Consider the following 22,534-nt stretch of genomic DNA (forward strand, 5'->3'; position numbering starts at 1 on the left):
CCGTCAGGACTAACCGTCGATTACGTAAACTATCCCAACTGTTCGGCTCTTCGTTTTTCCGGGGGTCCTACACGGTAGAAAACCCGAAAATCGCAAGAATCAACCCTTATATGGGTGCGCTTCAAAGCCCCGGATGTTACGGAGTAAACGGCATGAATCCATGGATAGCCATCGGGGCGCTGGCTCTGGTTGGGTTGCTGATTCCGCTCAGTATGATGGCGGTTTCGGCACTCCTCAGACCTTCCGTCCCAGAAGACAGTAAACGCGCCACCTACGAAAGTGGCGAGGTTCCGACCGGCGGGACGCGCATCCGGTTCAACATCCAGTACTACATGGTCGCGCTCCTGTTCGTCGTCTTCGACATCGAGACCGTCCTCATCTTCCCGTGGACGGTTATCTATCGCTCTGCTCTCGAAGGCGGCGTCGGACTCGTGACGGTGCTGGCACCGATGCTCGTGTTCATCGGCGTTCTCGTGGTCGGCCTCGCATGGGCATGGCGCAATGGCGCAGTCAAGTGGGCGCGTAGCCCGCGCGCTGAACAAAGAAAGGGAGCACAGGCAGAACGATGAGTAGCGACAACCCCACAGACAGTACGAGTACAGACGCGCTGACAAAGACGCGCGAAGCCCGGATGGGCGAAGGACTCGACGACCGGTTCAACTCGCGGCTTCGGGATGCACTCGGCTCCACGCCGTTCATCCTCACGAAGTTCGACAAGTTCATGAACTGGGTCCGCGGGTCCTCGATGTTCATGCTGCAGTTCGGTATCGCGTGCTGCAGCATCGAGATGATCCACACCTACGCGATCAAGCACGACCTCGACCGCTTCCACGCGGGTGTGCCCCGGGCATCGCCGCGACAGGCGGACGTCATCATCGTGCCGGGGACCATCGTCTCGAAGTTCGCCCCCCGGATGAAGCGGGTCTACGACCAGATGGCCGAGCCCAAGTTCGTCGTCGGGATGGGCTCGTGTACCATCTCCGGTGGCCCGTTCCAGGAGGGGTACAACGTCATCAAGGGCGCCGAAGAGGTCATCCCGGTCGACATCCACGTCCCGGGCTGCCCGCCGCGGCCGGAGGCGCTCATCTACGGCGTCGCGAAGCTCCAGGAACGCATCGCGAACGGCGAGTCCGCGCCCGTGACGGTGAAACCGTACGAGCTCGAGCAGTTCGGCGACATGGAGCGCGACGAGGTCGTCGACAAGCTCGCAGAGCAGATCGACGAGGACACACTCGCAATGCGCTACAACTGGGCTGATTCGCCATGAGCCTGGAGAAACCCAGCGAACGGATGGTCACCGCCGAGGGCGACGTCGACGGCGACGCCATCCTCGAACTGCTCGGCGACAAGGTCCTCGACACCGAGGAGCACCTGAACGCCGACCAGTCCGTCGTCGTGCGCCCGGACGAGGTCGAAGAGACGCTGCTCGCCCTGCGCGACGAGGCGGGCTTCGACCACTGTTCCTGCGTGACGGCACAGGAGTACGAGGACCGCTACGAGTCCATCTACCACCTGAAGAAGTTCGACGACCCGACCCAGGAGGTCAGCGTCGTCGTGCCCGCCTCGAAGGACAACCCCGTCAGCCAGTCCGGCAACGCGGCCTACCGCACCGCCGACTGGCACGAGCGCGAGGCCTACGACCTCGTCGGTATCAACTACGAGAACCACCCGGACCTGCGCCGCATCCTGCTGCCCCAGACGTGGCAGGGCCACCCGCTCGGGATGGACTACGACCAGGACCGGCCACAGATCGTCACGCTGGGCGAGTGGGACAACCCGATCCGTGACGACCACCTGGACGAGGAGTCGGACACGATGTTCCTCAACATCGGTCCGCACCACCCGGCGACCCACGGTGTCCTGCACGTCAAGACCGTCCTCGACGGCGAGCAGGTCGCGGACGTCGACCCCGACATCGGCTACCTGCACCGCTGCGAGGAGCAGATGTGCCAGCAGGGCACCTACCGCCACCAGATCATGCCGTACCCGGACCGGTGGGACTACGTCTCCGCCGGCATCCTCAACGAGTGGGCGTACGCCCGCGCGGCCGAGGACCTCGCGGACATCGAGGTGCCCGAGTACGCACAGGTCATCCGGACGATGTCCGCCGAGCTGTGCCGCATCGCGGCGCACATGCTCGCGCTCGGGACGTTCGCGCTGGACGTCTACGGTGACTTCACCGCCATCTTCCAGTACGCGTTCCGCGACCGCGAGGTCGTCCAGAACATCCTCGAGGACCTCACCGGCCAGCGGATGATGTTCAACTACTTCCGCCTGGGCGGTGTCGCGTGGGACCTGCCGGAACCGCGCGAGGAGTTCTTCGAGAAGACGCGTGACTTCCTCGAGGACCTCCCGGGCAAACTGGAGGAGTACCACGACATGATCACGTCGAACGAGATCTTCCAGCTCCGGTGCATCGACACCGGCTACCTCGACCCCGAGACGGCCAAGTCCTACGGTGCGACGGGCCCGGTCGCCCGCGGGTCGGGTATCGACTACGACCTCCGGCGTGACGACCCATACGGCTACTACGACGAGCTCGACTGGGACGTCATCACCGAGGACGGCTGCGACAACTACTCGCGCGTCCTCGTACGCATGCGCGAGGTCGAGGAGTCCGCGAAGATCATCGAACAGTGTGTCGACCTGCTCGAGGAGTGGCCCGAGGACGACCGGACCATCCAGTCCAACGTCCCGCGCACCCTCAAGCCGGAGGACGACACCGAGACCTACCGCGCCGTCGAGGGCGCGAAGGGCGAACTCGGCATCTACATCCGCGCCGACGGCACCGACAAGCCGGCCCGGTTCAAGATCCGCAGCCCGTGCTTCTCGAACCTGCAGACGCTGCCCGAGATGGCACAGGGCGAGTACATCCCGGACCTGGTCGCCGCGCTCGGTAGCCTCGACATCGTGCTCGGGGAGGTGGACCGCTGATGGCAGATACGGTCCTCTTCCCGGAGACCATCGAGAACGCGCTCGGGCTGGCGCCCTACGGCGTGCTCGGTGACGCCGTCGCGGCGTTCCTCGCGGCGTTCATCGTGGGCAGCGTCATGCTGGCCTACACCGGCGTCGCGGGCCCGTGGGCGAAGCGGAAGATCACCGCCGCGTTCACGGACCGCATCGCGGTCAACCGCATCGGGCCGTTCGGCCTGGGGACCATCCCGGCGGACGCGCTCCGCCTGCTCTCGAAGGAGCTCATCGTCCCCGAGGACGTCGACCGCCCGGCGTACGACCTCGCGCCGCTCATCATCGCCAGCTCTGCGTTGCTCGGCTTCGCGGTCATCCCGATGGGTGGCCTCGGCCCGCTGAACATCCACCTGGCCGACCCCGATGCCGGCCTGGCGTACGTGTTCGCGGTGGCCTCCATCGCGACGCTCGGCCTGACGATGGCCGGCTACGCGTCGGCGAACAAGTACTCGATGCTCGGCGCGCTGCGTGCCATCGCACAGAACATCGCGTACGAGATTCCGCTCGTCCTGACGGGCGTGTCCGTCGTGCTGTTCTCGCAGTCGCTCCAGATGAGCGAGATCGTCGCCGTCCAGCAGGAGAGCCTGGTGACCATCGCCGGTCTCTCGATCCCCTCGTGGTTCGCGTTCGTGAACCCGTTCGCGTTCGTGCTGTTCATGATCGCGAACCTCGCGGAGGTCGGACGGAACCCGTTCGACATCCCCGAGGCACCGACCGAGATCGTCGCAGGGTACCAGACCGAGTACTCCTCGGTCTACTTCGTCCTCATCTACCTTGGTGAGTTCCTGCACATCTTCCTCGGCGGCGCCATCGTCGCGACGCTGTTCCTGGGCGGCCCGTCCGGGCCGGGCCCGGAATCCATCGGGTTCATCTGGTTCACGGTGAAGATCTGGGGCGTGTTCCTGTTCACCCAGTGGGCGCGCTCGGCGGTCCCGCGCGTTCGCATCGACCAGCTCATCGAGATCGGCTGGAAGGGGATGCTCGTGCTCTCCTTCGCGAACCTGCTGCTGACCGCACTCCTCGTGGGGGTGATCGCATGATCGGTATACTCAAATCCATGGCGGTGACGATGAAGCACGCACTGGACAACGAGACCTTCACGGTCGAGTACCCGGAGACGGCTCCGGAGGTGTCGCCGCGGTTCCGCGGTGTGCACAAGTTCAGCCAGGAACGCTGCATCTGGTGTCGCCAGTGCGAGAACGTGTGTCCGAACGACACGATCCACATCGTGACGGACGCACAGCGACAGGGTGAACAGTACAACCTCCACATCGGCCAGTGTATCTACTGCCGGCTGTGCGAGGAGGTGTGTCCGGTCGACGCGATTCTGCTCACGCAGAACTTCGAGTTCACCGGCGACACGAAAGACGACCTGGTGTACAACAAGGACCAGCTTCGTGCGGTCCCGTGGTACAAGGACATCGACCCACTCGAGTCCCGCGAGCCCGATCGTGGCGCGTGGATCGGCGAGGGTGATGGCGAGGTCGATTACCACTAGTCGAGACGAACGTCTCGAAATGTTCAACAGACATCGAATGGAGAACTCAAAACAATGGTAACCGCAGAACTCGTCGCCTTCGCGCTCTTCGCCATCGTCACGGTGGGAAGTAGCCTCGGCGTCGTGCTCGTGGAGGACGTGTGGCACTCCGCACTCCTTCTGGGCACCGCGCTACTCAGCGTCGCGGTCTTCTACGTGATGGAGAACGCAGAATTCGTCGCTGCGATGCAGGTACTCGTCTACGTTGGCGGGGTCCTCATCCTCATCACGTTCGCCGTGATGCTCGTACGAGACGAAGGCGAAACGGAGGTGGTACAGAGATGACAACACGACCGAAACTGAAACTGGGGAACCATCTCGTCCCCGGTCTCGTCGCGGTCGCGCTGTTCGTCGTGATGGCGGCCGTGTTCATCAACGCGCCCATCACCGGCGAAGAACAGGGTTTCAACGAAGCGACCGTCAAGCTCGGGCCGGCGGACGAGATCGCCACCCAGCAGACGGACGGTGGCGCGTACGCACAGATCAAGCAGGCCAGCGGCTCGACGTACGCGGTGGTCGTCGACGGTGACAGCGAGACGAAGAACGTCACGTTGTCCGACTCGACGAACGCCTCGGCGTCGCTGTTCACGCGTGACGGAGACGTCTACGCGGCGACCAGCGACGTCGACGGCGGCGTCACGGACGACCTCGGCTACCACCTGTTCGGCCTCGGCAGCACCGCCGAGCCGACGGTGCCCGGCGAGTCCTTCCTGGTCGCGTTCGAGATCATCGACCTGGTGCTCGTCGCAGCCCTGGTCGGCGCCGTGATGCTCGCCCGCCGTGAGGTCGGCGGCGAGGTCGTCTCGGCGCTCGGCCTGGGCCTCGGTAGCGAGGACTCGGTCGGGAACAGCTCCGCGGCCGGCGTCGCCGCCGACGGTGGCGAGACGGTCGAGGACGACGGAGGTGATGCCTGATGGCGGTTCCGGTCGAGTACTATCTCGTCATGTCCGCGGCCATCTTCTGCATCGGCCTCTTCGGCATCCTCACGCGCCGGAACGCGCTGATGTTCCTGATGTCGGTCGAGCTGATGCTGAACGCGGCGAACATCAACCTCGTCGCCTTCAGCCAGTACTGGGGCAACCTCACCGGTCAGACGTTCGCCCTCTTCGGGATGGCGCTGGCCGCGGCCGAGGTGGCCATCGGTATCGGCATCATCCTCGTACTGTATCGTAACTTCGAAGACGTAGACGTGGCCGACGCCACGACGATGAGGTGGTAACGATGGCAGGAGAACTCGCATTCGAACTCGCGCCCGCGATCGCGGCGCTACCGTTCGCGTCGTTCCTGGTCGCTCTCGCGCTCGGGAAGTACATGCCGAAGAAGGGAGCCATCGGTGGGATGGCCGCCACCGGCGGCTCGCTGATCCTGTCGCTGTGGCTGGCGGTCACCGTCTTCGGTGGCCACACGTACCACACCGAGCTCCTGACGTGGGGGCCCACGGAGGCGATCAACCTCCACTTCGGCGTGCTCATCGACCCGCTGTCGGCGATGATGCTCGTCATCGTCTCGCTCATCGCGTTCCTCGTCCACATGTTCAGCCTCGGCTACATGAACGACGAGGGCGAGACGGGCCTCCCGCGCTACTACAGCGAACTCGGGCTGTTCACCTTCTCGATGCTCGCGTTCGTCATGGCGGACAACATCCTCATGGCGTTCATGTTCTTCGAGCTGGTCGGCCTGTGTTCGTACCTGCTCATCGGCTTCTGGTTCCGGCAGGACGGCCCGCCGTCCGCCGCGAAGAAGGCGTTCCTCGTCACCCGCTTCGGGGACTACTTCTTCCTCGTCGGCGTGGTCGGCATCATCGCGACGTTCGGGACCGGCATGTTCGTGAGCACGGAGTCCCAGCAGTCGTTCCCGGTCCTGGCCGAGGCGGCCCTGGCCGGTGAGACCCCCGAGGTCGTCGCCGGCTTCCTCGACATCGTCGGCATGGGCGCAGACGCCTGGTTCCCGATCCTCGGGCTCCTCGTCCTCGGTGGCGTCATCGGCAAGTCCGCGCAGTTCCCCCTGCACACGTGGCTGCCAGACGCCATGGAGGGTCCGACGCCCGTCTCCGCGCTCATCCACGCCGCGACGATGGTCGCAGCCGGTGTATACCTCGTCGCCCGGATGTACGGCTTCTACGCGCTGCTCCCGACGGTGCTCGCGGTCGTCGCGCTCACCGGTGGGTTCACCGCACTGTTCGCCGCGACGATGGGTGTCGTGAAGGACGAGATCAAGCAGGTCCTCGCGTACTCCACCATCTCCCAGTACGGCTACATGATGCTCGCGCTGGGTGGCGGTGGCTACGTCGCCGCGACCTTCCACCTCATGACCCACGCCTTCTTCAAGGCGCTGCTGTTCCTCGGTGCTGGCTCGGTCATCATCGCCATGCACCACAACGAGGACATGTGGGACATGGGTGGCCTGAAGGACAAGATGCCGGTGACCTACGCGACGTTCCTCGCCGGGTCGCTCGCGCTCGCGGGTATCGTCCCGTTCGCCGGCTTCTGGTCGAAGGACGAGGTCCTGTTCAAGACGCTCGTTCACGGCCTCGGCACGGACGGCATGGTCGGTACCCTGCTGCTCGTGGCCTACGGGATGGGCCTGGTCTCGGTGCTGTTCACCGGCTTCTACACCTTCCGGATGGTCTTCCTGACCTTCCACGGTGAAGCACGGACCGACACCGCCCGCGACCCGCACGGGGTCCGCTGGAACGTGAAGGTCCCGCTCGTCGCACTCGGCGTGCTCGCGACCTTCGCCGGGTTCGTCAACGCGGTGCCGGTGCTCGGCATCCACGAGCTCGAGCACTTCCTGAACATCGGCGCCCACCACGGCGGTGAGGCGTTCGCCAACCTGTCGGTCGAGCACTACGAGACGCTCATCAAGGACAGCGCTGGCATCGGTACCGCCGAGTTCAGCATCTTGGCCAGCTCGGCACTCTCGCTGGCCATCGCGCTGGCCGGCGTCGGGCTCGCGTACCTGCTGTACGGTCGCGACGCGACGCCGACCGAGCACACGGCCAAGCTCGGCCCGCTCAAGACGCTCTGGTACAACAACTACTACCAGGACGAGTACCAGGTCTTCCTGGCCGAGAACGTGACCCTGCCCCTGTCGAAGGCCGCCGATACCTTCGACCAGGGCGTCATCGACGGCGTCGTCAACGGCGTCTCCAGTGTGAGCCTCTCCGGTGGGTCGCGCATGAAGAAGATCCAGACGGGTATCGTGACCAACTACGCGGCCCTGCTCTCGCTGGGCCTGGTCATCCTGCTCGTCATCGTCGGTATCACAGGGGGGTGGTTCGCATGATAAACGGAACGATAGAAGCGCTCATCGCGATAACGTTGGTCGGATCGTTCGTCGTCATGGCCAGCCCCGACCGCTACGCGGCGAAGCTGGCGACGGCCTGGAGTCTGCTGCCGGTCGTCGGTAGCCTGTACATGTGGGCCAACTTCGACGGCGAGAAGAACGCACTGCTCGCCGACGGGAAGTTGGCCTACCAGAGCCAGGAGATGTGGCTCTCGCTGGGTCCGCTCCCGGACATCCAGTGGTACGTCGGCGTCGACGGTATCAGCCTCCCACTGATCGTCCTGACGACCGTGCTCACGACGCTCGCGCTCGTGAGCGCGTGGACACCCATCGACGAACGGCAGGCCCAGTTCTTCGGACTGGTCCTGTTCCTCGAGGCGGGTCTCATCGGCGTCTTCACGGCGCTCGACTTCTTCGCCTGGTTCGTCTTCTGGGAGGCCGTCCTCGTCCCGATGTACTTCCTCATCGGTATCTGGGGCGGCCCGCGCCGCAAGTACGCGGCCATCAAGATGTTCGTCTACACGAACGTCGCCTCGCTGGTGATGTTCATCGGCTTCGCCGCGCTCGTGTTCGGCCTGGGCGTCGACTCGTTCGGCCTCCCGGCCGTCACGGAGGCGAGCCTCGCCGCGGACCCCGCCGCCGAGACGTTCTTCGGCGTGAACGTGGAGACCCTCAAGGCCGCCGCGTTCTTCGCGATGTTCGCCGGCTTCGCGGTCAAGGTACCGGTCGTCCCGGTCCACACCTGGCTGCCGGACGCTCACGTCGAGGCACCGACCCCGGTGTCGGTGCTGCTGGCCGGCGTCCTGCTGAAGATGGGTACCTACGCCCTGCTGCGGTTCAACTTCACGATGATGCCCGACATCGCGAACGTGAACGCCCCGATCATCGCGGCGTTCGCGGTCGTCTCCATCATCTACGGCGCGATGCTCGCGCTCGCACAGAGCGACCTCAAGCGCATCGTCGCCTACTCCTCCGTGTCCTCGATGGGCTACGTCATCCTGGGGCTCGTCGCCTACACGCTCTACGGCGTCGGCGGCGCGACGTTCCAGATGATCTCTCACGGACTCATCTCGGGCCTGATGTTCATGGCCGTCGGTGTCATCTACAACACGACGCACACGCGCATGGTGACCGACATGTCCGGCATGGCGGACAAGATGCCGTACACGGTCGGTATCCTCATCGCCGGTGCGTTCGGCTACATGGGCCTCCCGCTCATGTCCGGCTTCGCCGCGGAGTTCTACGTCTTCCTGGGCTCGTTCCAGGCGTCGTGGGGCTCCGGGCTGGTGAACGCACAGCTGTTCACCGCGCTGGGCATGTTCGGTATCGTCATCGTCGCCGGCTACCTGCTCTTCGCGATGCAGCGTACCCTCTTCGGTGACTTCCGGCTCGAGACCGACTACGAGGTCGGTCCGGCACCGCTGCACGACGTCGCACCGCTGGCTGCACTGCTCATCATGATCATCGCGCTGGGTGTCGCCCCTGACATCTTCTTCGAGATGATCAAGGACGCGACCGGCCCGGTCGCCGACCTCGTCAACGGAGGTGGTGCCTGATGGCAGGACACATGGACCTGCAGTGGCTCGCACCGGCGATCGTGCTGGGTCTGACCGGGCTGCTGTTGCTCATCGTCGACAGTATCGACCCGCGGACGCGCAACCGCCGGCTCCTCTCCGGCATCTCGACGGCCGGCGCACTGACCGCGCTGGTCACCGCGGTCGCCCTGCTGGCGACCTACGGTGACCTCGCGAACGCGCCCGCGAAACCGCTCGGCGAGTCGCTCGTCGTCGACCAGATGGCGCTGCTGTTCGCCGTCATCGTCGCGAGCGTCACCGCCATGGTGACCCTCGCGAGCTACAACTACATCGCGGACCACAGCTACCAGGCCGAGTACTACGCGCTCGTCCTGCTGGCCGCGACCGGGATGACGCTGATGGCGTCGGCGAACTCGCTGGCGACCGTCTTCGTCAGCCTCGAACTCGCCTCGCTCCCGTCGTACGCGCTCGTCGCGTTCCTCAAGAAGAACCGCGGCAGCGTCGAGGCGGGGCTGAAGTACTTCCTCATCGGCGCACTGTCGAGTGCCGTCTTCGCGTACGGTATCAGCCTGGTGTACGCCTCGACCGGCTCCCTGCTCCTCTCGGACGTGCAGGCAGCCATCGGCGGCGACGCCTCGGGCCTGCTCGGCATGGGTGTCGTGATGGTCGTCGGCGGCATCGCCTTCAAGACCGCCTCCGTCCCGTTCCACTTCTGGGCGCCGGAGGCCTACGAGGGCGCACCCGCCCCCATCAGCGGCTTCCTGTCGTCGGCCTCGAAGGCCGCCGGCTTCGTCATCGCCTTCCGTGTCTTCACGGAGGCGTTCCTCGCGGTCTCGGAGTCCGCCGGGCAGTTCATCGTCCTCGGCGCGGACTGGGTGCTCATCTTCCAGATCCTCGCCGTCGTCACGATGACGCTCGGTAACTTCGCCGCCGCGACCCAGACGAACGTCAAGCGCATGCTCGCGTACTCCTCCATCGGGCACGCCGGCTACGTCCTCATCGGACTCGCCGCGCTCACCGGTGGTGGCCCGGGCGTCGCTGCCAAGATCGAGGCCGGGCAGTTCGTCCTCGCCGGCAGCATGCTCCACCTGTTCGTCTACGGGTTCATGAACACGGGCGCGTTCCTGTTCATCGCGCTCGCCGAGTACTGGGACGTCGGCCGGACGTTCGAGGACTACACCGGACTCGGGCGGCAGGCCCCGCTGGCCTCCGTCGCGATGACGGTGTTCATGTTCTCGCTGGCCGGGCTCCCGCCGTTCGGCGGCTTCCTCAGCAAGTACCTGCTGTTCGGCGCGGCCGTCGACAGCGGGTTCTGGTGGCTCGCCGCCTTCGGCGCGGTGAACAGTGCCCTGAGCCTGTTCTACTACAGCCGGGTCGTCAAGGCGCTCTGGATCGACGACCGCCCGGAGAGCAAGAAGCCGCTCTCGGTCGGCAGCCGACCGGTCGGCATCTACACCGCCGTCATGTTCGCGGCCGTCGTCACGGTCGTGATGTACGGCTTCTTCGGCCCGCTCTCTGACGTGGCCGTCGACGCCGCTGGCGCCCTGCTGTAGGCCGCCATCCCGTTCTGTTCGGTAGCTTTTACCGTTCGGAGTGGCAACGCCGGGTATGGTCTCCCGGGTCGTACTGGGCTGTGGAGCCGTCGGTCAGCGACTCGCAGAGAAACTGGCCGACTGGGCCGGCGTCCAGCGTGTCGTCTGTGAGCGACAGAGCCGCGTCGAGGCCCTTCGCGAGGAGGGCGTCGACGCGCTGGGTGCCGACCCGACCGACCCGGACGTACTGGTCGACCTCGCGGACGCAGACGTGGTCATCGTCGCCAGCGACGACCCGCACGAGAACCGGGCTATCGCGGCTGCCGCACGGAAACGGTTCGAGGACGCGCTGCTGGTCGCGTACGCCGGTATCGGCGCGAGCACGACGGACGACGCGGCACTGTCCGGGCTCGTCGACCGGGTCATCGACCCGGAGACGTCGTTCGCGTCCGTCGTGGCCGACCGCGTCGCCGGCGAACGGGCCGAGGACTCCCTCGAACTCCGGCGCGTGCTCGAGAGCATCGACGGGAAGCTCGCGGTCGTCATGCACGACAACCCGGACCCGGACGCCATCGCGAGCGCGGTGGCGCTGTCCCGGCTCTCGAAGGCCGTGGGCACACCGGCCGAAGCCTGCTACTTCGGCGACATCTCGCACCAGCAGAACCGGGCGATGGTGAACCTGCTCGACCTGGACCTGCGGAACCTGGACCCGGCGGACGACCTCGGCGAGTTCGACGGGTTCGCACTGGTCGACCACTCCCGCCCGGGCGTGAACGACCAGCTCCCGGAGGAACTCCACGTCGACATCGTCGTCGACCACCATCCGCCACGCGGGGCGATACAGGGGACGTACACCGACCTCCGGTACGACGTGGGCGCGACGAGTACGCTGCTGACCGACCACTTCTACCGGTTCGGCGTGTCACTCGACAAGACCGTCGCGACGGCGCTACTGTACGGCATCCAGATCGACACACAGGAGTTCTCCCGCGAGGTCTCCACGCTCGACTTCGAGGCGGCGGCGACGCTGTTGCCTCACGTCGACGAGGTCGTCCTGGAGCGCATCGAGTCGCCGAGCATCAGCGGCGACACGCTCGATACGATGGCGCGGGCCATCGAGAACCGGCAGGTCCGCGGGTCGGTGCTGGTGACGGGTGCGGGCCGCATCAACGACCGCGACGCGCTCCCACAGGCCGCGGACAAACTGTTGACGATGGACGGCATCACCACGACCCTCGTCTACGGTTTCATGGAGGGCATGGTGTACATCTCGGCGCGGGCGCAGGGGACGGACATCGACCTCGGCGAGACGCTCCGCTCGGCGTTCAACCAGATCGGCAGCGCCGGCGGGCACGCCGACATGGCGGGCGCACAGATACCCATCACGCAGGCCTTCGGCGAGTTCGAGACCGACGAGGACCGCGACGAGGCTATCCAGGAGGTCATCGAGGAGCGCTTCTTCGAGGCGACCGAGCAGCTCCCGCCGTCGGCGCGGCGGACGCGGGACCGGGACCGCCACCTGGAGTTCACCTACGACGGTGGCATCGAACTCCCGCTTCCGTCTTCGGCACCGGGCTCGGACGGCGAGGAGGACGAGTCGGTCCGCGAAGACGGTGGGTTGACCGTCGCCGACGAGTAACCAGGGACTTCTCTCGGTCACTGCGACGCAGAAGGGCTTTTCCCATCCGCGACAGTTCTGTCGAACATGGACGACGAGTCGAGCGACCACGGGAAGCCACGAGTGAAGGAGTACATGACACAGGACGTGGTGACCGTCTCGCCTGACGTGACGGTGCGCGAGGTGGCCACGCGCATCGCCGAGAGCGAAGAGCACAGCGGGTTCCCCGTGTGTGACCGCCGCCGCGTCGAGGGGTTCGTCAGCGCGCGGGACCTGCTGCTGGCCGACGACGACGAGCCCATCTTCAAGGTCATGACGACCGACCTCATCGTCGCCCACCCGGACATGAAGGTGTCCGACGCGGCGCGGGTCATCCTTCGCTCGGGCATCCAGAAGCTCCCGGTCGTCGACGACGCCGGCAACCTCGTCGGCATCATCTCGAACGCCGACGTCATCCGCAGCCAGATCGAGCGGGCGACCCCCGAGAAGGTCGGCAAGCTCCGGCGGACGCTGGAGAGCATCCACGGCATCAAGCTCGAACAGGAGCGCCGCGAGGTCGCGCTGCGGAACCTCATCCCGACCCAGAAGAAGGTGTACGCGGACGAACTCGAGGGGCGGCGCTACGAGCTGGAGCGCGGGCTGGCCGAACCACTCGTGGTCATCGACAACGGTGGGACGTTGCTGCTGGCGGACGGCCACCACCGGGTCATGGCGGCCGACCGCATCGGCATCGAGAAGATGGACGCCTACGTCATCGTCATCGAGGACCCCATCGAGCTGGGGATGGCGAAGACGGCCGAACGCGAGGGGCTGGAGTCACTCGAGGACGTGCAGGTGGTCGACTACGCGCGCCATCCGCTAGTAGAGACGACGAAGCGATTGCAGTAGGGGCGAACAGGTAGCGCGGTGGGGCTGACGAGTCGCGTGCGCCACTCACCCGCGGCGCGACCCGCCTCGCTGGTCAGGGCATACGCCCGGTGGCCGCGGTCCCGTACAAAAAATCTCGTGTCTGTGGCCGGCTCAGGCCGCCTTCTTCCTGTCCTTCGCGCCGACCTTGGGGGTCACCTCGAGGACCTTCCCGGCGGCGATGGTCTGGCCGGAGTCACGCAGCGCGAAGCTCCCGAGTTCGGGGAGTTCGGCCGAGCTCTCGATGACCAGCGGCTTCTGCGGGCGCAGGGTGACGATGGCGGCGTCGCCGGCTTCGATGTAGTCGGGGTTCTCCGCGACGACCTCGCCGGTCTTCGAGTCGATCTTCTTGTCGATGGACTCGAAGGTGCACGCGACCTGTGCGGTGTGGGCGTGCAGGACCGGCGTGTACCCGGCCGTGATGACCGAGGGGTGTTGCATCACGATGACCTGTGCCTGGAACGTCTCGGCGACGGTCGGCGGCTCCTCGGCGGGCCCGCAGACGTCGCCGCGCTTGATGTCGTCCTTGCCGACGCCGCGGACGTTGAACCCGACGTTGTCGCCGGGGACGGCCTTCGGGACCTCCTCGTGGTGCATCTCGATGGAGGTCACCTCGCCGGTCGCGCCCGAGGGCATGAAGGTGACCGACATACCGGGTTCGAGGACGCCGGTCTCGACGCGGCCGACGGGGACGGTCCCGATGCCGGAGATGGTGTAGACGTCCTGGATGGGGAGCCGGAGGGGTGCCTCGGTCGGCATCTCGGGCTCCGGCAGGTCGTCGATGGCCTCGAGCAGGGTCGGCCCGGAGTACCACGGGGTGTGCTCGGAGTGCTCGGCGACGTTGTCGCCCTCGAACGCCGAGATGGGGATGAACGTCGCGTCGTCGGAGCGGAAGTTCACCTGCTTGAGGAGCTTCGACACGTCGGCCCTGACCTCGTCGTAGCGGGCCTGGTCGTAGTCGACCATGTCCATCTTGTTGACGGCGATGATGAGCTCGCCGATGCCGAGCGTGCGCGCGAGGAAGACGTGCTCGCGGGTCTGGGGTGCGACGCCGTCGTCGGCGGCGACGACGAGGACGGCGTTGTCGGCCTGCGAGGCGCCCGTGATCATGTTCTTGACGAAGTCGCGGTGGCCGGGCGTGTCGACGATGGTGAAGAAGTACTTCTCCGTGTCGAAGCGCTTGTGTGCGATGTCGATGGTCAGGCCGCGGTCGCGCTCCTCCGCGAGGTTGTCCATCACGTACGCGAACTCCCAGCCGCCCTTCCCGCGGGATTCTGCCTCCTCGCGGTACTGTTCGATGATGTGCTCGGGGACGTTGCCTGTCTCGAACAGCAGCCGACCGACGAGCGTGCTCTTGCCGTGGTCGACGTGTCCGATGATGGCCAGGTTCTGGTGGAGTTTTGCTGCCATAGGGTTTCACCGGCCGCTACGCTGCGGTAACGAGCCTTATGTAATATTCGTTCGTTATGGATATTTGCCTTTCGCGCGGCGGAGACTTGGCCGAAGCCCTTACTCCTTCCCCCCGGTGAGGGCATACATGGAGGAATCAGTAGCGGGTCACGACCACCTCTCCGACTTCCACGACGCGCTGGAGGACGCCTTCTACGTGTTCGGCGACGACCGGGTGCTCGTCGACGCGAACGCGCGCGTCGGCGAGTACAGTGGAGAGGGGCGAGAGGCACTCCTCGGGCAGACGTTCGACGCGCTGGTGGAGTCCTACATCGCCGCCGCCGACCGGGCCGACCTGACGGCGGCGTACGAGCGGGTGGCGACGGGGGAGTCGTCCTCCGAGCGCGTCGAGTTCGAGTTCGTGGTCGAGGACGAGGGCGAGGGCAAGGAGACCATCCCGGCGGACGGCCGGTTCGCCAGGTTCGAGACGTTCGTGGTCGTGGTCGTCCGCAACCTGACCGAACTCAAAGAGCGCGAACGGACCGCCCGGGACCTCTCCGAGCAACTCGAGGTCCTCAACCGGGTCCTTCGCCACGACATCCGCAACGACATGAACGTCGTGATGGGGTGGCTCGGCGAACTCGAGGGGTACATCGACGACCCGGCGGCAGAGACGTACCTCGGCCACGTCGAGGAGGCGGTCGCGCACACCGTCGAACTCACCCACGAGGTCAGGGACCTCGCGGAGGCGCTCACCGCCGGTGGGGAGGTCCCACGGAAGGAGGTCGACCTGCCGAACGTCGTCCAGTCACAGGTCATCAAGGCCCGGAACAAGTACCCGGACGCGTCCATCACCTACGACGGCGTCTCCACGTCGGCCCGGGTGGTGGCGAACGAGATGCTCTCGTCGGTGTTCGGGAACCTGCTCAGCAACGCGGTCATCCACAACGACCGCGATTCGCCGGCCATCGCGGTGGACCTCGTGGTCGAGGACGGGACCGCCACGGTCCGGGTCGCGGACGACGGCCCCGGCATCCCCGACTCGCGGAAGACCGCCGTCTTCGGCCGGGGCGAACGCGGCGTCGACAGCCCCGGGACGGGCATCGGGCTCTACCTCGTCGACCAGCTCGTCCGGGGCTACGGCGGGACGGTCCACATCGAGGACAACGACCCCCGCGGGAGCGTCTTCGTCGTCGAGCTCCCCCTCGAGACGAGTTGAGCGAGCGAACGTTTCACTTCGCTAACGCACGAATATTTGTCGGGCGGACCCGTCAGCGACCCGTATGGATGCCGAGACGCGAGCGACGGTACTGACGACGGTCGCCGTGACGACCGCACTGCTGGCGATGGGCCTCCTCGTGGTGGTCGTCGCGCCGACGGGTGGGTCGACGACGCCGGTACTCGTCTCCCTGCTGTCGGCGCTCGTGGCCGCCGGTATCGCCGGCCTCCACCATCGGCGGACGACGCGGTAGGAGAGGGCAGGCAACCGAACGCTTTTGCCCTGTCTGGCAAAAATTACGTCCATGTACGACGAGGACGAACTCGCCGACATCCGTTCGTCGCGCGAGGACTGGGAGGAGGAGACACTCGAACCGGTACTCGACCGGTTCGGGGAGCGCAAGGACCGGTTCGCGACGGTCTCGAACATGGAGGTCGACCGGCTGTACACCCCCGACGACGTGGCGGACATGGACTACGGAGAGGACCTCGGCTTCCCCGGCGAACCGCCGTACACCCGCGGCCCGTACCCGACCATGTACCGTGGGCGCACCTGGACGATGCGCCAGTTCGCCGGCTTCGGGACCGCCGAGGAGACCAACGACCGCTTCCACTACCTCATCGACGAGGGCCAGACCGGCCTCTCGACCGCCTTCGACATGCCCAGCCTGATGGGCAAGGACTCCGACGACCCCCTCTCCGACGGCGAGGTCGGCAAGGAGGGCGTCGCCGTCGACACGCTCCGTGACATGGAGATCCTCTTCGACGGCATCGACCTCGGTGAGGTGTCGACCTCGTTCACCATCAACCCCTCCGCCCCGGTCATCTTCGCGATGTACGTCGCCCTCGCCGACCAGCGCGGCGTCCCGCGTGACCAGATCAGCGGGACCATGCAGAACGACATGCTGAAGGAGTTCATCGCCCAGAAGGAGTGGGTCATCCCGCCCGAACCCAGCCTCGACGTCGTCACGGACACGGTCGAGTTCGCCACCGAGGAGACCCCGCGCATCCACCCCATCTCGGTCTCGGGCTACCACATCCGCGAGGCCGGCTCGACCGCGGTCCAGGAGCTCGCGTTCACCCTCGCCGACGGCTTCGCCTACGTGGAGGACGCGATGGACCGCGGCCTCGACGTCGACGACTTCGCGCCCCGCCTCTCGTTCTTCTTCAACTCGCACAACTCCATCTTCGAGGAGATCGCGAAGTTCCGCGCCGCCCGGCGCATCTACGCCCGCGTGATGGACGAGTGGTACGACGCCGAGAAGCCCGAGTCCAAGCGCCTGAAGTTCCACACCCAGACCGCCGGCCAGTCCCTGACCGCCCAGCAGCCCCTCAACAACGTCGTCCGCGTCACCATCCAGGCGCTCGCGGGCGTCATGGGCGGCACCCAGTCGCTGCACACAAACTCCTTCGACGAGGCCCTGGCACTGCCCTCCGAGCGCGCGGTCCGGGTCGCCCTGCGCACCCAGCAGATCATCGCCGAGGAGTCCGGCGCAGCCGACATCGTCGACCCGCTGGGCGGTAGCTTCGCCGTCGAGGCCCTCACCGACCAGGTCGAACAGGAGGCGATGGAGTACATCGAGCACATCAAGGAGATGGGCGACGGCTCGGTCCGCGACGGCGTCCTCGAGGGCATCGACCAGGGCTTCTTCCTGCGCGAGATACAGGAGGCGTCCTACGAGTACCAGGAGCGCGTCGAGGACGACGAGGAGGTCGTCGTCGGCGTCAACAAGTACACCATCTCCGAGGACACCGAACCGGAGATACTCAAGGTCGACGAGGAGGTCCAGGAGAAGCAACTCGACCGCCTCGCCCGGGTCAAGGAGGAACGCGACGACGAGGCCGTCGAGGCCCGCCTCGACGACCTGCAAGCGGCCATCGAGAACGACGAGAACGTCATGCCGTACATCGTCGACGCGGTCAAGGAGTACGCGACGATGGGCGAGGTCATGAAGGTGTTCGAGGCGGAGTACGGCGCGTACTCCGAGCAGATCGGGCTGGCCTGAGCCGACCCTCCAGCTCCCCCGTTCTCGGTCGCTGCCTGTCGGTTCTGTTCGACCAAACCTTTTACCAGCGGGCTACCCGTATGTGGCATGCGTACACGTGGCACACGAACCCGACAGTCGCCCGCCGATATCGAGCCTCAGAGCGACCGAGACGGTCGACCCGCCGGAGTGGTTCGTCGACCAGGCGAACGTCGCCGACCCGGCGGTCTACGACCGGTTCGAGCGCGACTGGCCGGCGTGCTGGCGGACCGCGGGTTCGTTGCTCACCTGGGCGGACGCCTACGACAGCGTCCTGACGCGGGGCGACGCCGCCCTCCGGTGGTTCGACGGCGGCGTGTTGAACGCCTCATACAACTGCGTCGACCGCCACGTCGAGGCGGGTCGCGGCGACGAGGCGGCCCTGCACTGGGCGGGGCGAACGGGTGAATCGACCACGTACACCTACGACGACCTCCACCGCGAGGTGAACGAGACGGCGGCGGCGCTCCGGGGACTGGGTGTCGAGGCGGGCGACGTCGTCACGCTCTACATGCCGATGATGCCCGAGTTGCCGGTGACGATGCTGGCCTGCGCCCGGCTCGGCGCGCTCCACAACGTCGTGTTCTCGGGGTACTCGGCCGCCGAACTCGCCGAGCGCATCAGCCGGACCGACTCGCGGGTGCTGGTGACCTGCGACAGCTACTACCGGGGCGGGGCCGCGGTGAACCAGAAGAACAAGGCGGACAACGCCTGCCTGTCGGTCGACCACGACGTCGAGACCGTCGTCGTCAGGCGGTTCGGGGACACCTACCTCGGCGACGACCAGCACGAGTTCGACGACCTCCTCGCGGCGCAGGCGGGGGCGCAGGTCGACCCGGTCCCCCGGGCGGCCGCAGACCCGCTGTTCGTCATCTACACGTCGGGGACGACCGGCGAACCCGACCGGGTGACCCACACGACCGGCGGCTACCTCTCCTACGTCGCGTGGACGAGCCACGCCGTCCTCGACGTCGAACCCGAGGACACGTACTGGTGTGCCGCCGACATCGCCTGGATCACCGGCCACAGCTACATCGTCTACGGCCCCCTCGCGCTCGGGGCGACGACGCTGCTGTACGAGGGGTCGGCCGACCAGCCCGCCCACGACCGGCTCTGGCGGCAGGTCGAGGCCCACGACGTGGACGTGTTCTACACCGCCCCGACGGCCATCCGGTCGTTCATGAAACGCGGCGCCGACGGTCCCGACGAGTACGACCTCTCGAGCCTCCGGTTGCTCGGGTCGGTCGGCGAACCCATCAACCCGAGCGGCTGGCACTGGTACCGGACCCACGTCGGGAACAGCCGGTGTCCCGTCGTGGACACGTGGTGGCAGACGGAGACGGGCGGCATCATGGTCTCGACGCTCCCCGGCGTCGACCAGATGAAGCCGGGTGCGGCCGGCCGGGGCGTCCCCGGCATCGCGGTCTCGGTCGTCGACGACGACGGGGCCGAGGTCGGCCCCAACGTGGCCGGGTCGCTCGCCATCACCCGCCCCTGGCCGGGGATGCCGCGGTCGATGCTGACCGAGGCGACCGACCCGGACTGGGCGTACGTCACCGGCGACCGGGCCGTCCAGGAGGCGGACGGCTACGTCACCCTGCTGGGCCGGGCGGACGACACGCTGACCGTCGACGACGAACCCGTCGGGGTCACCTCGGTCGAGGGGGCCATCGTCGAGGTCGACGGGGTCGCCGAGGCGGCGGTCGTCGAATCGGCGCGTCGAGAGGACGTGGTCGCGTACGTGAGCACGACCCGCGACCGGCAGGCCGACCAGCAGCTCCGGGGAGACATCGTCGACCACGTCATCCAGGTGCTCGGTCAGGAGACCTGCCCCCGCCGGTTCGTGTTCACCGCCGAACTCCCGAAGACCCACTCCGGGAAGATCATGCGGCGGGTGCTGGCCGCCATCGTCGACGGCGACGACTACGGCGACACGAGCGCCCTCCGCAACCCGGAGACCGTCGGGGAGATCGAACTAGTCGTCGGCCGCGAGGTTTCGGACTAGCCGGGCCGACAGCCCCCGGCGCGGTACTGTGCAACACCGGCCAGAGAGACGGGTTCGTCCAGCGACGCTCTCGGTCGCCCCGAGGGGGCGGTCCCGTGCCGACCGGTGAGCTCCGACCCGCGGAGACTTCGTTCCAGCCTGCAGGGACGAAACGGCGACCGGTCTTCTCACCGGTGGATAACGTCTCGCCGGGACCGAACTGCGGGACACAGACGCGACGTCTCAGACGACTGAACCCGTCGATTCCGAGGAACTGCCTGACAAACGATACCAACGTTTTATTTCGTGGTAGCGACGATACCACGAAGCATGGCACTCGGCAACACGAACCGCGGTGCCGGTGGGGGCCTCGACCGGCACGGCTACGAGTGCCTCCTGCGGGCGGCGACGACGCCCCGGGAGCGCCTCGTCCTCCGGCTCGGCGGGGAGGTCGGCCTGCGGCCGTTCGAGATGGTCGCCGTGCGGCCGATGGACGTCGCGCCGCACGTCGTCGACGGGCGCGTCCGGTTCCTGCTCCGGGTGGCCGGGGGCGAGGAGCCACGCGACGCCTACCTGCCGAGCGAGCTCGAACGTGCCATCTCGCGATACGCCCGCGACGAAGGTGTCGAACCCGCGGAACCGCTGTTCGACGTCTCGGTGCGACGGCTCCAGATGCTCGTCTCGGAGGTCTCCTCGCGGGCGGCCGACCAGACCGGCCGCGAGTCGCTCGCGGGCGTCTCCAGCCGGGACCTGCGGCACTACTTCGCACGCAGTCTCCTCGTCGACCGGGAGGTCCCGGCCTCGGTCGTCATGGCCGTGGGTGGCTGGTCGGAGCTGTCGAGTCTCGACACCTACGTCGACGACCCGACCCCCGGTGAGGTCCTGGCCGCGTTCGACGACGAGGCCGGGACCGCCGGCGAGCCGCGGGTCGAGCGCCGCCACGACGCCGACCAGCCGACCCTCGTCCTCGACGCCGAGGCGACCATCACCCGCGTGAACCAGCGCTTCGAGGCCCGGGTCGGTCGGACCGCCGACGCCATCGTCGGCGAGCCGCTCACGGCGGCCACGACCGCCGACCCGGACACCGTCGGCGGGGTCAGGGACGCGATGGCCGCGCTCGAACCGTGGCACGGGACCCTCACGTTCTGTCTGGGCCCGGACTGTTCGCTCCGGGGGCAGACGACCATCACCCCGGCGAACCCGACCGCCGCCGACCCCTCGCGCTTCGTCGCGGTCGTGACCACCGACCGGCCGCAGGGCCCGGTGCCGGACGACCGGTTCGCCAGCGTCCAGCAGGCCATCCGCGAGGTGGGCGACGCCTACGCCGACGCGACGACTCACGAGGGCGTGCTCGAGGCGGTGTGTGCCCACCTCACCGACAGCGACGCCTACGAGTGCGCGTGGGCCAGCGAGGCGCCGCCCGGCAGCCAGACCGTCCCGACCGTCTGGGCCGGTGCGGACGACGGCACCATCGAGCGTCTCGCGTTCACGGGCCCCGGATCGGACGGGGACACGCTGGCCGAGACGGTGGTCGAGACCGGCGAGGTCGAGACCAGTCTCCGGGATGGCCCCGACCCGGGACAGGCCGGCGAGTCCCACCCCCGGCTGGTCGTCGGGACACCGCTGGTCCACGGGGACTCGGTCTACGGGGCGCTGTGTCTGGTCGCCCCGACGGCCTCCATCGGCGAGTACGAACGGCGGGCGCTGGCCACGCTCGGCGAGCGCGTCGGCGAGGCGCTCACGGGCGCCGAACGCAAGCGCCTGCTGCTGGCCGACACCGTCGTCGAACTGGAGTTCGCCTGCACGGACCCGGACTCGTTCGTCGTGGCGCTCTCGGCGGAGCTCTCCTGTACCATCCGGCTCGAGGGCGTCGTCCCGGTCGACGACCGGGCCCTGCTGTGCTACGTCAGCGCCGTCGGGCGGACCCCAGAGACGGTCCACCCCGTGGCCGAACGCCTCGTGGACGACGCCCGCCTCGTCACGGACCACGAGGACGCGTCCCTGCTGGAGGTCACCGTCTCCAGCGAGACGGTCGCCGGCACCCTGGTCGACCACGGCGGCAGCGTCGAGGAACTGGTCGCCGAGGACGGACAGGCGCGGCTTCGCGCCGAGTTCGCGCCGGAGACCGACGTCCGGGCGGTCGCGGACGCGGTCACGACGGCGTTCCCGGAGACGGAACTCGTGGCCAAGCGCGAGGTCGCCGCGGACGCGACGGGGACGACCGGCTTCCAGCAGTCGCTGTCCTCGTCGCTGACCGAGAAGCAACTCGCCGTGCTGCAGGCGGCCTACCACGCGGGCTACTTCGACTGGCCGCGTGACTCGACGGCCGAGGAGCTCGCGGAGTCGATGGGCGTCTCCTCGCCCACCCTCCACAACCACCTGCGGCGCAGCCAGTACAAGCTCCTCGACGCGTTCCTCGACGGGAGCGACGTCGGGACGTGACCGGGGGCCCGTCACTGTCGACTCGCGGCTCTAGGTGACTAGCGTTTCGAACGGGAGACAAGGCCCAGTATCCCCGTCTTAGCACCCGTCTCCCCCG

General features: G+C 67.2%; 18 protein-coding genes and 1 pseudogene. 18 read left to right on the plus strand and 1 reads right to left on the minus strand.

Features of this window, described 5'->3' with window-relative positions:
- Window positions 1-152 precede the first annotated feature (152 nt).
- The 13 genes and pseudogenes from NOV86_RS17470 (at window position 153) to NOV86_RS17530 (ending at window position 13,362) form a co-directional block, all read left to right on the plus strand.
- Window positions 153-569: an NADH-quinone oxidoreductase subunit A gene (locus NOV86_RS17470; protein WP_267643002.1), complete on the plus strand. Its 417-nt coding sequence runs from the start codon at window positions 153-155 to the stop codon at window positions 567-569.
- Window positions 566-1,267: an NADH-quinone oxidoreductase subunit B gene (locus tag NOV86_RS17475; protein WP_267643004.1), complete on the plus strand. Its 702-nt coding sequence runs from the start codon at window positions 566-568 to the stop codon at window positions 1,265-1,267. Before NOV86_RS17470 ends, NOV86_RS17475 begins: the two co-directional genes overlap by 4 nt.
- Window positions 1,264-2,934 (plus strand): NADH-quinone oxidoreductase subunit D, encoded by a 1,671-nt coding sequence (locus NOV86_RS17480; protein ID WP_267643006.1) that lies wholly within the window; start codon window positions 1,264-1,266, stop codon window positions 2,932-2,934. The genes NOV86_RS17475 and NOV86_RS17480 overlap by 4 nt, the downstream gene beginning before the upstream one ends.
- On the plus strand, window positions 2,934-4,007 hold the full coding sequence (locus NOV86_RS17485) for a complex I subunit 1/NuoH family protein (RefSeq protein ID WP_267643007.1): 1,074 nt from the start codon (window positions 2,934-2,936) through the stop codon (window positions 4,005-4,007). Before NOV86_RS17480 ends, NOV86_RS17485 begins: the two co-directional genes overlap by 1 nt.
- Window positions 4,004-4,465 (plus strand): NuoI/complex I 23 kDa subunit family protein, encoded by a 462-nt coding sequence (locus NOV86_RS17490; RefSeq protein ID WP_267643009.1) that lies wholly within the window; start codon window positions 4,004-4,006, stop codon window positions 4,463-4,465. Before NOV86_RS17485 ends, NOV86_RS17490 begins: the two co-directional genes overlap by 4 nt.
- A 54-nt stretch (window positions 4,466-4,519) precedes the next feature.
- Window positions 4,520-4,789 (plus strand): NADH-quinone oxidoreductase subunit J, encoded by a 270-nt coding sequence (locus tag NOV86_RS17495; RefSeq protein WP_267643010.1) that lies wholly within the window; start codon window positions 4,520-4,522, stop codon window positions 4,787-4,789.
- Window positions 4,786-4,917 (plus strand): annotated as a pseudogene (locus NOV86_RS23240) (proton-conducting membrane transporter); the annotation flags it as partial. The gene NOV86_RS17495 and the pseudogene NOV86_RS23240, both read left to right, overlap by 4 nt.
- A 500-nt stretch (window positions 4,918-5,417) precedes the next feature.
- The gene (gene nuoK, locus NOV86_RS17505) at window positions 5,418-5,723 is read left to right on the plus strand and encodes an NADH-quinone oxidoreductase subunit NuoK (RefSeq protein WP_267643013.1); all 306 of its coding nucleotides are present in this window, start codon (window positions 5,418-5,420) and stop codon (window positions 5,721-5,723) included.
- A 2-nt stretch (window positions 5,724-5,725) separates the two neighbouring features.
- The gene (gene nuoL, locus NOV86_RS17510; RefSeq protein ID WP_267643015.1) at window positions 5,726-7,789 is read left to right on the plus strand and encodes an NADH-quinone oxidoreductase subunit L; all 2,064 of its coding nucleotides are present in this window, start codon (window positions 5,726-5,728) and stop codon (window positions 7,787-7,789) included.
- Window positions 7,786-9,345 carry a complex I subunit 4 family protein gene (locus tag NOV86_RS17515; RefSeq protein ID WP_267643017.1) on the plus strand — a complete coding sequence of 520 codons (1,560 nt, stop codon included), beginning with the start codon at window positions 7,786-7,788 and terminating at the stop codon, window positions 9,343-9,345. Before nuoL ends, NOV86_RS17515 begins: the two co-directional genes overlap by 4 nt.
- A complete protein-coding gene (locus NOV86_RS17520) occupies window positions 9,345-10,877 on the plus strand; it encodes an NADH-quinone oxidoreductase subunit N (protein ID WP_267643018.1) in 1,533 nt (510 codons plus the stop codon). The genes NOV86_RS17515 and NOV86_RS17520 overlap by 1 nt, the downstream gene beginning before the upstream one ends.
- Before the next feature lie 55 nt (window positions 10,878-10,932).
- Window positions 10,933-12,495 (plus strand): DHH family phosphoesterase, encoded by a 1,563-nt coding sequence (locus NOV86_RS17525; protein WP_267643020.1) that lies wholly within the window; start codon window positions 10,933-10,935, stop codon window positions 12,493-12,495.
- Between the two features lie 66 nt (window positions 12,496-12,561).
- Window positions 12,562-13,362, plus strand: coding sequence for a CBS pair associated ParBc domain-containing protein (locus NOV86_RS17530; protein ID WP_267643022.1), 801 nt, complete (start codon window positions 12,562-12,564; stop codon window positions 13,360-13,362).
- A gap of 132 nt (window positions 13,363-13,494) precedes the next feature.
- Here the strand turns inward: NOV86_RS17530 and tuf are convergent, their stop codons facing one another.
- Complete coding sequence (gene tuf, locus NOV86_RS17535; RefSeq protein ID WP_267643024.1) at window positions 13,495-14,790, minus strand: translation elongation factor EF-1 subunit alpha; 1,296 nt, start codon at window positions 14,788-14,790, stop codon at window positions 13,495-13,497.
- A 127-nt stretch (window positions 14,791-14,917) separates the two neighbouring features.
- On the opposite strand from tuf, the gene NOV86_RS17540 reads away from it, so the two are divergent.
- The 5 genes from NOV86_RS17540 (at window position 14,918) to NOV86_RS17560 (ending at window position 22,437) form a co-directional block, all read left to right on the plus strand.
- Window positions 14,918-15,988: a PAS domain-containing sensor histidine kinase gene (locus NOV86_RS17540; RefSeq protein WP_267643026.1), complete on the plus strand. Its 1,071-nt coding sequence runs from the start codon at window positions 14,918-14,920 to the stop codon at window positions 15,986-15,988.
- Window positions 15,989-16,052: 64 nt separating this feature from the next.
- A complete protein-coding gene (locus NOV86_RS17545; RefSeq protein WP_267643028.1) occupies window positions 16,053-16,241 on the plus strand; it encodes a hypothetical protein in 189 nt (62 codons plus the stop codon).
- 51 nt (window positions 16,242-16,292) lie between these two features.
- Entirely contained in the window at window positions 16,293-17,993 is a 1,701-nt protein-coding gene (locus tag NOV86_RS17550; RefSeq protein ID WP_267643030.1) for a methylmalonyl-CoA mutase family protein, read from the plus strand.
- 97 nt (window positions 17,994-18,090) lie between these two features.
- Entirely contained in the window at window positions 18,091-20,016 is a 1,926-nt protein-coding gene (locus NOV86_RS17555; RefSeq protein WP_267643032.1) for an acetate--CoA ligase, read from the plus strand.
- Window positions 20,017-20,325: 309 nt separating this feature from the next.
- On the plus strand, window positions 20,326-22,437 hold the full coding sequence (locus NOV86_RS17560; RefSeq protein ID WP_267643034.1) for a bacterio-opsin activator domain-containing protein: 2,112 nt from the start codon (window positions 20,326-20,328) through the stop codon (window positions 22,435-22,437).
- Window positions 22,438-22,534 lie beyond the last annotated feature (97 nt).

The organism is Haloarchaeobius amylolyticus, assembly GCF_026616195.1.
GTDB lineage: Archaea > Halobacteriota > Halobacteria > Halobacteriales > Natrialbaceae > Haloarchaeobius > Haloarchaeobius amylolyticus.